This window comes from Aquimarina rhabdastrellae (assembly GCA_947387485.1).
Lineage (GTDB): Bacteria > Bacteroidota > Bacteroidia > Flavobacteriales > Flavobacteriaceae > Aquimarina.
Genome location: CANDNT010000002.1, coordinates 549625 through 564240 on the forward strand (window position 1 = coordinate 549625; position 14616 = coordinate 564240).

Here is a 14616-nt window from a genome sequence, read left to right on the forward strand (position 1 = left end):
GCTAATAGAATGTCATCTAACTGCTAGAATAATTGAGATGACTAAGAATGATTAGATCTTAAAACCATGAAAAAAATAATAATCGGAATCCTAAGTTTAGGAATCTTTTTCAGTTGCAAACAACAATCACAAGAAATATCAGAAAAAACAGAAACAGTTGTTCAAAAAACAGAGGTAAAAACACCTAAAGATAATTTTGGAATTGTAATTCATGGAGGAGCAGGAACAATCTTGAAAAAGAATATGACTCCAGAGAAAGAAGCTGCTTATAGAGCAAAATTAGAAGAAGCTATAAAAGTGGGGCATACAATATTAAATAATGGAGGAACAAGTATAGAAGCAGTACAAAAGACAATCAACATATTAGAAGACTCTCCATTATTTAATGCAGGAAAAGGAGCTGTATTTACTCATCATGAAACAAATGAATTAGATGCATCTATTATGGATGGAAAAACCTTGAATGCAGGGGCAGTAGCTGGAGTTACAACAGTAAAAAACCCAATTAATTTGGCTTTTGAAGTGATGGAAAATTCGCCTCATGTATTATTATCAGGAAAAGGAGCCGAAACATTTGCCAAAGAAAGAGAGATAACACTAGTAGATCCGTCGTATTTCTTTACAGAAAGAAGAATGAATACGTTGAAAAAAGTAAAAGAAAAAGAACTACAGAAAGAAGGTGAAAAAACAGCAGCATTTTATGATGCAGATATCAAAGATGCAAAATTTGGAACTGTAGGTTGTGTGGCTTTGGATAAAAACGGAAACTTAGCAGCAGGAACTTCTACAGGAGGAATGACCAATAAAAAATGGAATAGAATAGGAGATTCTCCGATTATAGGAGCAGGAACTTATGCTAAAAATGCTACATGTGCGGTATCAAGTACAGGATGGGGAGAGTATTTTATTAGAGCAATGGTTGCACACGATATTTCTGCAATGATGGAGTACAAAGGAGTAAGCCTAGAAGAAGCTGCAAAAGAAGTAATTCAAGAAAAAGTACCTGCATTAGGAGGTAATGGAGGTATCGTTGCAATTGATCATGAAGGAAATATTGCTATGGAATTTAATACTGCTGGAATGTATCGTGCGCATATGGATGCCAATGGGAAATTGAATGTGGCTATTTATAAAGAGAATTAAAAAGCATACCTTGCAAGCAATAAAAACAAGTTAACTCAAAAGCATATATTCAGTGAAAAAACGAATCACAATGCTAATGCTATGTGTCATAGCGTTTCAGTTTTTTTCGTGTAAAAACGAAAATTTCAAAGTAGAGAAAGTAACAGGAGTACAAAAACCAATTGATTCTACGATCGTAGGAGATGCTACAATTGACGAATTTGTAAAACCTTTTCGTGAAAACTTAAATAAACAATTAGATACACCATTATGTTTTTCGGCATATGAGTTTTCAAAAGACGATGGCGTTTTAGAAAGTTCGATGGGAAATTTAATGGCAGATATAAGTCTAGCACAAACTCAGGAATTATTTAAAAAGAAGTTTGATAAGGAGATAGATATGGTGATGATGAATTTTGGAGGAGTGCGATCTACTATTGCTAAAGGAGATGTTTCTGCTCGTAACGCTTTTGAGGTAATGCCTTTTGAAAATGAATTGGTAGTAGCTGAGTTGAGTTATGAAAAAATGCAAGAATTGATTGCGTATTTTATAAAAGGGCAAACGGCTCATCCTACTTCAAATTTGAAATTGGTGATTGATAAAGAGCAAGCAAAAGCAGTAAATGTAGCCGTAAATGGTAAAAAAGTTGAAGAAGGAAAGACTTACTTGGTATTAACTACAGATTACTTGCAAGAAGGAGGAGATAAGATGTATTTCTTTACTAATCCAGTTAAGCTATATAAAACGGGATATAAATTAAGAAATGCCTTGATCGATAATTTCAAGAAAGTAGATACATTAAACGGAGTATTAGATAATAGAGTGAGTTATGCAAAATAGAAGAGAATTTATACAACAATCTGCAGCTGCGGCTGCTTTTGTAGGATTAGGAGGATTGAGTTTACAATCGTGTAATCGTGTAGAGACAAAACGCATTACTATTTTACATACGAATGATGTGCACAGTCAAATTGATCCGTTACCAGTATCAAACAAACGCTATCCTGGATTAGGAGGGTTTGCTAGAAGAGCTTCGGTTATACATCAAGTGCGCCAGCAAAACCCTAATACTTTATTGCTAGATGCTGGAGATATTTTTCAGGGAACTCCATATTTTAATTATTATGGTGGAGAGTTGGAATTTAAATTAATGTCCAAACTAGAATATGATATAGCTACTTTAGGAAACCATGATTTTGATAATGGTATAGAAGGTTTTTTGGCACAATTACCACATGCTACTTTTGATTTTGTATCTGCCAATTATGATTTTAAAAATACAGCTTTAGACGGATTGGTAAAACCGTATAAGGTGATTGTAAAAGACGGAATTAAAATTGGTGTTTTTGGATTAGGAGTTGCACTAGAAGGATTAGTAAAGAAAGATTTATATAAAGAAACTAAATACTTAGATCCTATAGAAATAGCACAGCAAACTACAAAAACACTAAAAGAACAAGAACAATGTGATTTGGTTATATGTCTTTCTCATATAGGATATGAATATAAAAACAACCCAGAAATAGTATCTGATATAAAATTAGCCAAAGCGACTCAAGATATCGATTTAATTATAGGAGGACATACCCATACTTTATTACCAAAACCTACAGTAATGCAAAATGCAGCAGGAAAAGAAGTATTGATTAATCAATGTGGAAAAAGTGGAGTATATATGGGGCAGGTAGATTTTTATTTTAATAATGACGGAAGCAAAACTGCCGAAGGAAGATCTATTTTGGTGTAAAAAACAAGTGATTTTATTTTAAGAGAAAAATAACAAATCCTTTACGGTTTTCCGTAAGGGATTTTTTAATGTTTGTGTATGAGATGATGATATAATTACTGCAAAGACTGAAATATGTGGTTTTACCGTATATATGTAATGGTTTTTTGGTGGTATTTTTGAAGCTTCAAAATTTAAAATATGATCAAAAAACAATGTATTAAAGGTATAGTAATGGCTATACTATTAACAAGTGTTATTGCTTGTGAGAGAGAAGAAGTAACACAAGAAACAGTTACAGAAACAAGTATAAGTAAAAATGTACAATTAGAAATAGCATCAAAGGATAAGAGTATAATAGCTATTCAATATGTTTCAAAATCAATAGGCAAGGAAATCACAAAAGATCAAGAAGGCAATCCATCTTTTTTAGAAACAACATTTGGTATTGTAGAATTATCTAATGTAATAGAAAGTAAATTTCCGCAGGGAGGAATCTCTTATACATTTCCTTTACAGCCATATGAGCCTGAAGGAAATACTTTATATAACTTAATAGTAAGTATAAATAAAGAAGGAGAACAATCTAGTGCAGTGATGCGTTATGAGATGACTCCAGAATTTGCAGACAAATACTATAGAGGCATAAAACCTATAAAGAACTTTTCGGGAAAAATACAACGTTACGAATTGGACTTTGTTTTACAAAGAAATAATGATTTAGCACCTTGTCTAGAAGAGTTAATAGAAGACTTAGAAGATACTAATAATGACCCAGATGATAATATTTCTGGTGGAGGATCTAATGGAGATGTGATAAATGGAGGCGGAATAGATGCTGGAGAAGATACTGCAGGAGATGGAGGGTTTGCTAATTGTGTTATTCATGTAGAAGTAGAATGCCCATCAACAGATAGGCCTATACCACCTAGATTTGATAAGGGAGGATGTGAAGTGGTTACTTATGTGATTAATTGTGTAAATAATGATTCAAAATCTGGAAATAGAAACTTATGCGAAGAGACAGATGAGGTGATTGTAATTAATCCATTAAATGCAATAACTGCTATCAGGTTAAATTTACAGATACGTACAGGAACTCCAGAAGAACAATGGTTATCTAATCCAGATAATTATGAAGAAGCAATCGAATTATATATTATAGGAGAAACAAATAATTGGAATACGGCTTCAAAAGAGCAAATAAACGAACTTATAGATTTTGAATCTACATACGAGAATATAGATGTAGAAATAGAGGATGTATGTCAAAAATTAATTGTGACTAGAGCTTATAAAAATAACTCAGTAATTTCTGATGCTATTTTAAGAGCATTTGATAGAGAAAATGATACAGGATATAATATCAAATACAGAATAGTTAATCTTCCTGTAGACAGTAATGGAGAATCACCTAATGCAGGAACCTCTTCCTTTCCGTTATGTATTGATGGAGCCTGTGAAATAGAAGTAGCCATCGATAGAAATTATATTAATACCGCAACAGATATCTCTATAGCCAGAACCATAATACATGAAAGTATACATGCGGTATTATTGTATTTATTACATTCTGGTGAAATAAATTTAGAATCTGGAGATATAGGTACAGAAGCTCTTTATAGAGAGTATTTTGTATATTTAATTAGATTACAAGATCCTTTAGCAGAAGAGGGAACTCCTCAATTTGATGCAGAACAACATCGTTATATGGTACGTTTAATAAATGAGATAGCTGAAGCTTTAGCTGCATATGGAGAAGAAACAGGTAATGATTTTTCACAAGAATTATATGACCAATTGAGTTGGGGAGAATTAACGAGTCTGCCTCATTTTAATGCAGAAGTCCCAGAAGTGAGTGAAAGAAACAAAATTAAAGCAGTAATTTTAGCAGAGGCAAAAAACCAAGCACAAAATATAAATGGACAAACAGCAAGCCCACAAGGACAACCATCTTCATCATCTTGTAATTAAGATAGTACTAGTGTTATTGATAGGAGGAATATTGCAATCATGTAAATCTTATGTTCAATACAGGCCTACAAAAAAAGATCAAAGGAAGATTATGGGAAATTGGTTGACAACTAGGAAAAAAATAGCAAAAGCACATGATCAAGAAGATACATTGTATATAGCTTTAATTCATCACGATAGTATTCAGTACTATTTAGAACATAGAAGAAGGTTTCCAACAACAATAGAAGAAAAAGATTCGTTGTTTTTTTATGATAATTTTTTTAATAAGACCTTGATACCATATAAAAAGTACAATCCAAGCAAGAAAAAAGAGAAGAAAAAAGGTATTGTTATTGTAGATAAAGAAGAGTTTTTTTCTAACGAAAAAGTCAATAAAATAACATATCCGTTATTTAGTCAAGATGGTAAAACAGCTATTTTATATGGTTCAGGAATTAGAGGGATGTCTGCTATAAGGAGTTATAGAAAGAAAAACAAAAAATGGATTTCTGAAAAGATTTTCATTTTTTATTAAAAAAACAAAAACAGTTTAATGATGTAGTGGTTTAAGAGAGAGTAAGATATGATCAAATATCATAAAGTAGCTTCTTTTTTATTTATAGCAATCCCAGTGTTATTGATAGGAGGAATATTGCAATCATGTAAATCTTATGATAATTATAGACCAACGAAAAAGGATCAAAAAGCAATAATTGAAAATTGGTTGACAATAAGAAAGAAGGTTTCTGAAACACATGGGAGAAATAATGTTTTGTCTATATATATGATAAATAGCGATAAAATTAAGTATCTATTAGAGAGTAGAAAAAAATATCCCGTAAAACTTAAAAAAGAAGACTCACTATATTTTTATGAGCATTTTTTTAAGAATCCAATTGCTATTCGTAGAACTGGTAAACGTAAAAAAAGAGAAATTAAAATAGATGGGAAAAAAATAGATAGCATGTCATATCCTTTATTTAGTCAAGATGGAAAAGAAGCTATTTTATATAGTTCGATGGTGTCAGGCGTGTCAACAATAGCTATACTTAGAAAGGACGATAATAAGAAATGGAAAATAAAAAATATCTTTTCTTTTTTTTAGAAAAATGATTGAATTACACAGTAAGAAAAACCATCTTCATCATCTTGTAATTAAGATATTGCTAGTGTTATTGATAGTAGGAATATTACAATCATGTAAATCTTATGATAATTATAGACCAACGAAAAAGGATCAAAAAGCAATAATTGAAAATTGGTTGACAATAAGAAAGAAGGTATCTAAAAATCATGAACGAAATGATACTTTATATATGACTTTTATAACCAATGATAAAATTAGATATATTTTGGAGCAAAGAAAAAGAGTACCAGGAAGATTATCTAAAGATGATTCTTTACGGTTTTATAATCACTTTTTTAATAATTCAATGAATACTAACGATCACTATAGAGTTCGAAGAAATAAGAGAAAGAGACAAGGAATTGTGGTTTTAGAAGAAAAAGAAATAATATCAAATAAAAAAATAGATAGCATGTCATATCCTTTATTTAGTAAAGACGGAAAAGAAGCTATTTTATATGGTAGTACAGTTACTAAAACCATATCCCAAATAGCAATATTTAAAAAAAGAGAAGATGGCAAATGGATAATGGTAGATGTTTTTCCATTTTATTAATAATGCAGAAAATATGATTTATGATATTTTATATTAAGAAAAAATATAAAATGATCAAGCATTATAATGTGGATTCTTTTTTATTTAAAGCAATATTAGTGTTATTAGCAGGAGGAATATTGCAATCATGTAAATCTTATGATAAATATCAACCAACTAGAAAAGATCAAAAGGAAATTATGAAAAATTGGTTGACAACTAGGAAAAAAGTTGCAAAAGCACATGATCAAGAAGATACATTGTATATAGCTTTAATTCATCACGATAGTATTCAGTACTATTTAGAATATAGAAGAAGGTTTCCAACAACAATAGAAGAAAAAGATTCGTTGTTTTTTTATGATAATTTTTTTAATAAAACCTTGATACCATATAAAAAGTACAATCCAAGCAAGAAAAAGGAAAAGAAAAAAGGTGTTGTGATTATAAGGGAAAAAGAGTTTTTTTTTAATAAGAATGCCAATAAGGTATCATATCCGTTGTTTAGTCAAGATGGTAAAAAAGCTATTTTATATGGTTCAGGAATTAGAAATGGAGCTCATATAATGATTTATAAAAGAGAGTGCAAGAAATGGATTACGGAAAGAGTTTTTACTTTTTTATTAAAAAAGTAAAAACAGTTTAATGATGTAGCGAATTAAGAGAGAGTAAGATATGATCAAATATCATAAAGTAACTTCTTTTTTATTTATAGCAATCCCAGTGTTATTGATAGGAGGAATATTGCAGTCATGTAAATCTTATGATGATTATAGACCAACGAAAAAGGATCAAAAAGCAATAATTGAAAATTGGTTAACAACAAGATATAAGGTGTTGAAAAATGTTGAGAATAAGGATACTTTAAAAATATTGTTTATTGAAAAAACAAAAATTAAAGAGATTTTAGAGAAAAGAAAAGGATCTCCAGTTTCTTTAAAAGAGAGAGATTCTATTTTTTATTATGAAAAGTTTTTCAATGGTAAACCGAAAATTAAAAAAAATAAGATAAATAAAAATGAATTTAAGAAAAAAGGAATAGTTCTTTTAAAAGAATTAAAAGAAAAGCATAATAAAATAAAGATTGATAGCATGTCATATCCTTTATTTAGTCAAAATGGAAAAGAAGCTATTCTATATGGAAGTTCAATTTCAAAAATTATATCTCAGATAATAACATTTAAAAAAAGAGAAGATGGTAAATGGATGATGATAGATGTTTTTTCATTTTATTAATAATTTTGGAAAGGTGATATATGGTATTTTATGTTAAGAAAAAATATAAAATGATCAAGCCTTATAATGTAGCTTCTTTTTTACTTAAAGTAATATTAGTGTTATTAACAGGAGGAATATTACAATCATGTAAATCTTATGTTCAATACAAGCCAATAAAAAAAGATCAAAGAGATATTTTAAAAAATTGGTTAATTACTAGAAAGAATATTTCTGTTAAAGATGAACAAGAAGATACATTGTATATAACTTTAGTTGATACTGATAGTATTCAATACTATTTAGACCATAGAAAGAGGTTTCCAGCAACAATAGAAGAAAAAGATTCGTTGTTTTTTTATGATAATTTTTTTAATAAGACCTTGATATCATATAAAAAGTACAATCCAAATAAGAGAAAAGAGAAGAAGAGAGGTATTGTTATTGTAGATAAAGAAGAGTTTTTTTCTAACAAAAAAGTTAATAAGATATCATATCCGTTGTTTAGTCAGGATGGTAAAAAAGCTATTTTATATGGTATGACTATTCATGCAGTCTCTGTTATAATAAGTTATGAAAAAGAAAACAAAAAATGGACTCCAAAAAGAGTTTTTACTTTCTTTTAAGAGTAGTATACTAAATAATTTACAAAAAAGAGAAACCATAACGGTTTCTCTTTTTTTATGAATTTATATATGTTTTTTGGCCATATCATTTCTTATTTGAAAGTACCTTATAGAAAAATACAGAAATAACAATTTTAATGCGATAGTTTTAATTGAGTAATGGTATTATATCAAAAAGTCTAAATACGTTCTATAAAAGAATTCTATCTAAAAACAATAATGCTTTTATAACACTTAAAATTGAACTAGTTTTGTAAGACAGATACCCCATCATACTTATTTAACAAAATAAACCCTATTGCTATAGTATAAAACTATTTATAGTAGATAGGGACGTATAGGTATATAGTAAATAAACAACATCATTCAAAAACAAAAAAGCATGTACAGTCGTAAGCTTATCGGTTTAGTATTGTTAGTAGCAATGCTCTTCTCTTGTGGGAAAAAAGAAGAAAATAATACAGCAGCATACAATGCTTCAGCATTAGAAAAATATCACGAATATGTGTCCGATGTCTCAGTAGGGCGTATTTCTGTGTTAGACGAAGTGTTTGTTGTCTTGCAAAATCCAGTTGCGGGTTGGAATGATCAACAAGAATTACCAAGTGATATTTTAAAAGTAAATCCCAAAGTAAAAGGAAAAGTAATCGCCTTAAACAATCGTACGATTGCTTTTAGACCAGACGAGAAATTTAAAGAAGAAACGACTTATACTTTTACACTCGATTTAAGTCAGTTAGTATCAGAAATTCCATCAGAGTTTGAAGAATTTATTTTTGGAGTAGAAACCATCAAACAACAGTTTTCTATTATTACTAATAACTTACAATCATACAGCAAAGATTGGCAATACATAACGGGGACCTTATCAGCAAGCGATCAATTGGATATAGAAGCTGCTCAAAAACTGATTAAAGCGAGACAAAAAGGAAACGATATCGCAATTAAATTTGATCAAAACATTCAGAGATCACGACAATTTGAATTTACTATAGATAGCATACAACGTTTTGAAGAAGACTCAGAAGTAGAAGTTTCGTGGTCAGGAAAATCTTTTGATATCGATAGTGAAGGAAAAGAAACAGTAGTAATTCCAGGAAAAAATAACTTTTCGGTATTAGATATATCGGTATCCAATATGGACCAACAATATATCAATATCAACTTTACAGATCCTTTAAAGAAAAAACAAAACTTTGATGGATTAGTAACTATATCTGGAGCTAACCGATTAAAATATACAGTAGAAGGAAATAACCTAAAAGTATATCCGAGAGGAGAACTAAAAGGAACGCTAGAAGTAACTATATTTCAAGGAATAAAGAGTGTAGATAATTATAAATTAAAAAACACTTATACAGAACAAGTTTCCTTTGAACAGATTAAACCAGAAGTTAGGTTGTTACAAAGTGGAGTAATACTTCCAGATTCAAAGAATTTAAAATTCAATTTTGAAGCAGTTAATCTTAAAGCGGTAGAATTAGTAGTCATGAAAATTTATCAAGATAATGTACTACAATTTTTGCAAACCAATAATCTAAAAGACGGAGGAAATATTAGAGCAGTAGCGAGACCAGTTGCTAGAAAATTAATAAACCTTCAAGAAAATAAAGGATTAAATCTAAGTAAATGGAATGCTTTTGCTGTAGATCTAAAAGAGTTAATAACTCCAGATCCAGGTGCTATTTATAGAATAGAATTGAAATATAAAAAAGCCTATTCACTGTACAAATGTGATGATACCGAAGCGACCAAAGAAACATTAAGTGTAGAAGAACTTGCAACGAATTTTGACGAAGAAGAAGAATCGAGTTATTGGGACTCGGCACAATATTATTACGAAGATTATTACTACGATTGGAATGATAGAGATAATCCATGTACATCATCATATTATACTAATAAAAAAATAAGTGCAAACATACTGGCAACCAATTTGGGAGTTGTGGTTAAAAAAGGATTAAATCATACATATAGTTTTGCGGTAAGTGATATTGTAACGACGACGCCCAAAGCAGGTGCAACAGTAAAAATATACAATTACCAACAGCAAGAAGTAGGGATGAGTAAAACTGATGCCGAAGGTTTTACCATTATAGATGCAGAGCGTCCAGCCTATTTTGCAATTGTTAATATAGGGAAAGAACAAACCTACGTAAAACTAGATGATGGAAATGCATTATCAATAAGTAAGTTTGACGTTTCTGGTACAAGATTACAAAAAGGATTAAAAGGTTATTTATACGGAGAAAGAGGTGTATGGAGACCAGGAGATACGTTGTTTTTATCATTTATGTTAAATGATAATGCAAATAAATTACCATTAAAACATCCAGTAAAATTTGAGTTAAGAGATCCATACGGAAAATTAATGCATCAAGAAACAACTACAGATGGAACAAATAATTTCTATCGTTTTACTGTAGTTACTGATCCTGAGGCGTCAACAGGAAACTGGCAAGCAAAAGTGCAAGTAGGAGGAGCGAGTTTCTCTAAGAACTTAAAAATTGAAACGATTAAACCTAACCGACTTAAAATCAAAGCAACATTTGATAATGAAGTATTGGGAGGAGAAAATGATATTACAGGAAATTTAGAAGTTGCATGGTTACACGGTGCTATTGCAAGAAATCTAAAAACAGATATGAATGTACGTTTTAGACCAAAACGTACAACATTTAAGAAGTTTCCTAGCTATACTTTTGATGATCCAGCGCGATATTTTGGTACAGAAGAACAAGTGGTTTTTGATGGGAAAATATCTAACGAAGGAAAAGCGAGTTTTAGGCTTTCACCAGAATTATCGAATCAAGCAGCAGGAATGTTACGAGCTTCATTTATTACCAAAGTATATGAAAATGGAGGAGATTTTAGTACAGATGTTATCAGTAAAGATTACTCACCTTATGAGACCTATGTAGGTTTAAATGCACCTAAAGGAGATAAGGCTAGAGGAATGTTACTTACAGATACCGATCATACTTTTGAGGTAGTTACAGTAGATGAGTCAGGAAACCCTAAAGCTGTAGAGGACCTTGAAGTATCGATTTACAAAGTGCACTGGAGATGGTGGTGGGAAACCTCAGAAGATAATCTATCGTCTTATAGTAATGGATCATATAGAGATAAAGTGTTTAGCACAACAGTAAGTACGAATAGTAGCGGAAAAACATCATTTAAATACAATCTTAAATATCCAGAATGGGGGCGTTATTTAGTGAGAATAGAAGATCCTAATGGAGGACATGCAACCGGAAAAACAATTTATATTGATTGGCCGGGTTGGGCAGGGAAATCAAGAAAGAATGATCCATCTGCAGCAACTATGTTGATGTTTTCTACGGATAAGAAAACGTATAATGTAGGAGAAAAAGCTATAGTTACTTTTCCGTCAAGCGAAGGAGGAAGAGCCTTAATTTCTGTAGAAAATGGAACCGAAGTTTTAAACTCACAATGGGTAGTTACACAAAAAGGAGAAACCAAATTTGAATTGCCTATAGAAGAATTATACACACCTAATGTGTATATACATATTACTTTATTACAACCACACGCATCTACAGTAAATGATTTACCTATACGATTATATGGAGTAGTACCGATATCAGTTGAAAATCCCGAGACACGTTTAAGTCCTAAGATTACAATGCCAGAGGTATTGAGGCCAGAAGAGACGATTAAAGTAACAGTAAGTGAAACCAAAGGAAAACCTATGACGTATTCTCTAGCAATAGTAGATGAAGGATTGTTAGATCTTACTCGTTTTAATACACCATCACCATGGGATACTTTTTATGCAAGAGAAGCTTTAGGGGTGAAGACCTGGGATATTTATGACGAAGTGATTGGCGCTTTTGGTGGAAGCATACAACAGATATTTAGTATAGGAGGAGATGGAGAAGCAGCTGGAAGTAAATCAAAAAAAGCAAATCGTTTTAAACCTATGGTGGTATACGCGGGGCCATTTACTATAGATGGAGGAGAAAAGCGTACACATGAGATCAAAATCCCTAAATATATAGGATCTGTACGTACTATGGTTGTGGCTTCAAATGCAGTAAACGGAGCTTATGGAGCAGTAGAAAAAACGACACCAGTGCGTAAACCATTAATGGTGTTGAGTTCTGTACCTAGAAAAATTACACCAGGAGAAAAAGTGAGAGTACCTGTTACTGTTTTTGCAATGGAGAAAAAAGTGAAAAATGTAACCGTAAAGCTTAAACCTAATAAAGGATTCAAAGTTATAGGATCAAATGCACAACAAGTTCAATTTGCACAGCCAGACGAAAAAATGGTGTATTTTGATATTGAAGTTTTAGAGAATGCTGCAGAGACGACTATAACTGTTCAAGCAACAGGAAATGGAGAAAGGGCAAGTTATGAAGTGCCTATTTCGATTGTAAATCCTAACCCTGTGACAACAGAAACTCAAATGATCACATTAGCACCTAATGCAAGTCAAGAGTTATCTCTAGAAGCTTTTGGTATAACAGGAAGTAACGCTATGAATATTGAGTTTTCGAGCTTACCTCCTATGAACTTTGATCGTAGAATGAAATATTTGATTCGCTATCCACACGGATGTGTAGAACAAACTACTTCGGCAGCATTTCCTCAATTGTACTTAGACGAAATTTTTGAATTATCAAGTGCTCAAAAGCAACAATTACAATATAATGTAGAAGAAGCGATAAAGAAGCTAAAACATTTTATAAAACCTAATGGAGGATTGTCATACTGGTCGGGTAATTCGGGAGTAAGTGATTGGGGAACAACCTATGCTGGACACTTTTTATTAGAGGCCAATAAAAAAGGATATGTGTTGCCAATAGGATTTAAAAGTAACTGGATTAATTATCAAAGACAACAAGCAAAACAATGGAGATCGTTTAATGGTAGTAATTCAGGATTATCACAAGCCTATCGATTATATACCTTAGCACTTGCCGGAAGTCCGGATTTAGCGTCTATGAATCGTTTAAGAGAAACTTCAGGAATTTCTAGTAATGCCAAACTACGCTTAGCGATGACTTATGGCTTAGTAGGGCAGGCATCTGCTGCCGAAAAGCTTTTAAAAGATGCAAATATAGATTATGTTCCTAATCGTAATCATTATAATTATGGATCGATTACACGCAACAAAGCTATGGCAATGGAAACCTATATTTCGTTAGATAAAAAAGCTAAAGCACAAGAACTAGCCGTATCTATTGCAAAAGATTTGGTTTCAAGTAAATGGATGAGTACACAAACTACAGCCTATAGTTTACTAGCTATGGCAAAATTTGCAAAAGCTGTAGGAGGAAAAGGAATAACAGCTAATTATGTGCTTAACGGAAAAGCTTCAAGTATTAAAACGAATAAAACTATAGCGATTACAGAAGCGTTGACACTGGAAAAACAGAATATGATTAAGCTTAGCAACAATAAAGCGAATACTATTTTTGTACAGTTAAATACGCAAGGAATTTTACCTGTAGGAGAAGAAAAAGTGATTCAGAGTAAATTAAGTGCTATTGTTGATTATAAGTCCAAAGATGGAAAAATAATAAATGTAACAGAACTTACTCAAGGAACAGATTTTGTGGCAGAAGTTACGATAACCAATACAACAGGAGAACACGTAAAAGATATATCCTTGACAGAGATATTTCCTTCTGGATGGGAAATTGTCAATACACGTTTTACAGATTTTGGAGATTTTAAAGCAAATAATGTAACCTATACAGATATTAGAGATGACCGTGTTAATTTCTATTTTGATTTAAAACCAAGAGAAAGTAAAACAGTAACCATCTTGTTAAATGCATCTTATTTAGGAACGTATTATTTGCCAGGAATTCAAAGTGAAGCCATGTATGACAATACCTATGCCGTAAGAAATAAAGGTAAATGGATTCAAGTTGTAAAATAAAAAATATAAAGTAAGCATAGGAGCTCTTTTAAAAAAACTCCTATGCTTTTAAAATACTACAAATGCAAGAACCATATTATGCAGTAATATTTACATCACAGCGAACAGACGTTGAAGATGGTTATGGTGAAATGGCACAGAAAATGGTGGATTTGGCTAAAGAACAACCTGGATTCTTAGGTATAGAAAGTGCGAGAGAAACGATAGGAATTACGGTTTCGTATTGGGAAGATAAAGAGGCGATAACTACTTGGAAAAAACAAACAGATCATCTCTTTGCGCAACAAAAAGGAAGAAAAGATTGGTATAGTTGGTATAGCGTTAGAATTTGTCTAGTTGAAAGAGCATACGAGTTTGGAGAGAAAAAGGAAAAATAGCAGTATTAGTATAATGGA

The 14616-nt window shown here is 31.3% G+C and carries 12 protein-coding genes; all 12 read left to right on the plus strand.

Going from position 1 to position 14616, the window contains the following annotated elements; translation table 11 throughout:
- Positions 1 to 66 precede the first annotated feature (66 nt).
- The 12 genes from ACYEKI_RS07035 to ACYEKI_RS07090 all read left to right on the plus strand — a co-directional run bounded on the left by ACYEKI_RS07035 (position 67) and on the right by ACYEKI_RS07090 (position 14598).
- Positions 67 to 1143, plus strand: a complete 1077-nt coding sequence (locus ACYEKI_RS07035; protein WP_459210462.1) for an isoaspartyl peptidase/L-asparaginase family protein — start codon at positions 67 to 69, stop codon at positions 1141 to 1143.
- Between the two features lie 52 nt (positions 1144 to 1195).
- Complete coding sequence (locus tag ACYEKI_RS07040; RefSeq protein WP_459210463.1) at positions 1196 to 1963, plus strand: 5'-nucleotidase C-terminal domain-containing protein; 768 nt, start codon at positions 1196 to 1198, stop codon at positions 1961 to 1963.
- Positions 1953 to 2870 (plus strand): bifunctional metallophosphatase/5'-nucleotidase, encoded by a 918-nt coding sequence (locus ACYEKI_RS07045; RefSeq protein ID WP_459210464.1) that lies wholly within the window; start codon positions 1953 to 1955, stop codon positions 2868 to 2870. The genes ACYEKI_RS07040 and ACYEKI_RS07045 overlap by 11 nt, the downstream gene beginning before the upstream one ends.
- 180 nt (positions 2871 to 3050) lie before the next feature.
- Positions 3051 to 4823, plus strand: a complete 1773-nt coding sequence (locus tag ACYEKI_RS07050) for a hypothetical protein (protein WP_459210465.1) — start codon at positions 3051 to 3053, stop codon at positions 4821 to 4823.
- A complete protein-coding gene (locus ACYEKI_RS07055; RefSeq protein WP_459210466.1) occupies positions 4771 to 5340 on the plus strand; it encodes a hypothetical protein in 570 nt (189 codons plus the stop codon). The genes ACYEKI_RS07050 and ACYEKI_RS07055 overlap by 53 nt, the downstream gene beginning before the upstream one ends.
- Before the next feature lie 48 nt (positions 5341 to 5388).
- Positions 5389 to 5910: a hypothetical protein gene (locus tag ACYEKI_RS07060; RefSeq protein WP_459210467.1), complete on the plus strand. Its 522-nt coding sequence runs from the start codon at positions 5389 to 5391 to the stop codon at positions 5908 to 5910.
- Positions 5911 to 5914: 4 nt separating this feature from the next.
- Positions 5915 to 6487 (plus strand): hypothetical protein, encoded by a 573-nt coding sequence (locus ACYEKI_RS07065; RefSeq protein WP_459210468.1) that lies wholly within the window; start codon positions 5915 to 5917, stop codon positions 6485 to 6487.
- A 50-nt stretch (positions 6488 to 6537) separates the two neighbouring features.
- A complete protein-coding gene (locus ACYEKI_RS07070) occupies positions 6538 to 7101 on the plus strand; it encodes a hypothetical protein (RefSeq protein ID WP_459210469.1) in 564 nt (187 codons plus the stop codon).
- 94 nt (positions 7102 to 7195) lie between these two features.
- Positions 7196 to 7702, plus strand: coding sequence for a hypothetical protein (locus ACYEKI_RS07075; protein WP_459210470.1), 507 nt, complete (start codon positions 7196 to 7198; stop codon positions 7700 to 7702).
- Between the two features lie 50 nt (positions 7703 to 7752).
- On the plus strand, positions 7753 to 8307 hold the full coding sequence (locus tag ACYEKI_RS07080; protein WP_459210471.1) for a hypothetical protein: 555 nt from the start codon (positions 7753 to 7755) through the stop codon (positions 8305 to 8307).
- Positions 8308 to 8689: 382 nt separating this feature from the next.
- Positions 8690 to 14221 carry an alpha-2-macroglobulin family protein gene (locus ACYEKI_RS07085; protein ID WP_459210472.1) on the plus strand — a complete coding sequence of 1844 codons (5532 nt, stop codon included), beginning with the start codon at positions 8690 to 8692 and terminating at the stop codon, positions 14219 to 14221.
- A gap of 62 nt (positions 14222 to 14283) precedes the next feature.
- A complete protein-coding gene (locus tag ACYEKI_RS07090) occupies positions 14284 to 14598 on the plus strand; it encodes an antibiotic biosynthesis monooxygenase family protein (protein ID WP_459210473.1) in 315 nt (104 codons plus the stop codon).
- Positions 14599 to 14616: the final 18 nt, after the last annotated feature.

Coding starts and splice junctions, on each gene's coding strand:
- ACYEKI_RS07035 (WP_459210462.1), top strand. CDS start 67: ATGAAAAAAATAATAATCGGAATCCTAAGTTTAGGAATCTTTTTCAGT.
- ACYEKI_RS07045 (WP_459210464.1), top strand. CDS start 1,953: ATGCAAAATAGAAGAGAATTTATACAACAATCTGCAGCTGCGGCTGCT.
- ACYEKI_RS07050 (WP_459210465.1), top strand. CDS start 3,051: ATGATCAAAAAACAATGTATTAAAGGTATAGTAATGGCTATACTATTA.
- ACYEKI_RS07055 (WP_459210466.1), top strand. CDS start 4,771: ATGGACAAACAGCAAGCCCACAAGGACAACCATCTTCATCATCTTGTA.
- ACYEKI_RS07060 (WP_459210467.1), top strand. CDS start 5,389: ATGATCAAATATCATAAAGTAGCTTCTTTTTTATTTATAGCAATCCCA.
- ACYEKI_RS07065 (WP_459210468.1), top strand. CDS start 5,915: ATGATTGAATTACACAGTAAGAAAAACCATCTTCATCATCTTGTAATT.
- ACYEKI_RS07070 (WP_459210469.1), top strand. CDS start 6,538: ATGATCAAGCATTATAATGTGGATTCTTTTTTATTTAAAGCAATATTA.
- ACYEKI_RS07080 (WP_459210471.1), top strand. CDS start 7,753: ATGATCAAGCCTTATAATGTAGCTTCTTTTTTACTTAAAGTAATATTA.
- ACYEKI_RS07085 (WP_459210472.1), top strand. CDS start 8,690: ATGTACAGTCGTAAGCTTATCGGTTTAGTATTGTTAGTAGCAATGCTC.
- ACYEKI_RS07090 (WP_459210473.1), top strand. CDS start 14,284: ATGCAAGAACCATATTATGCAGTAATATTTACATCACAGCGAACAGAC.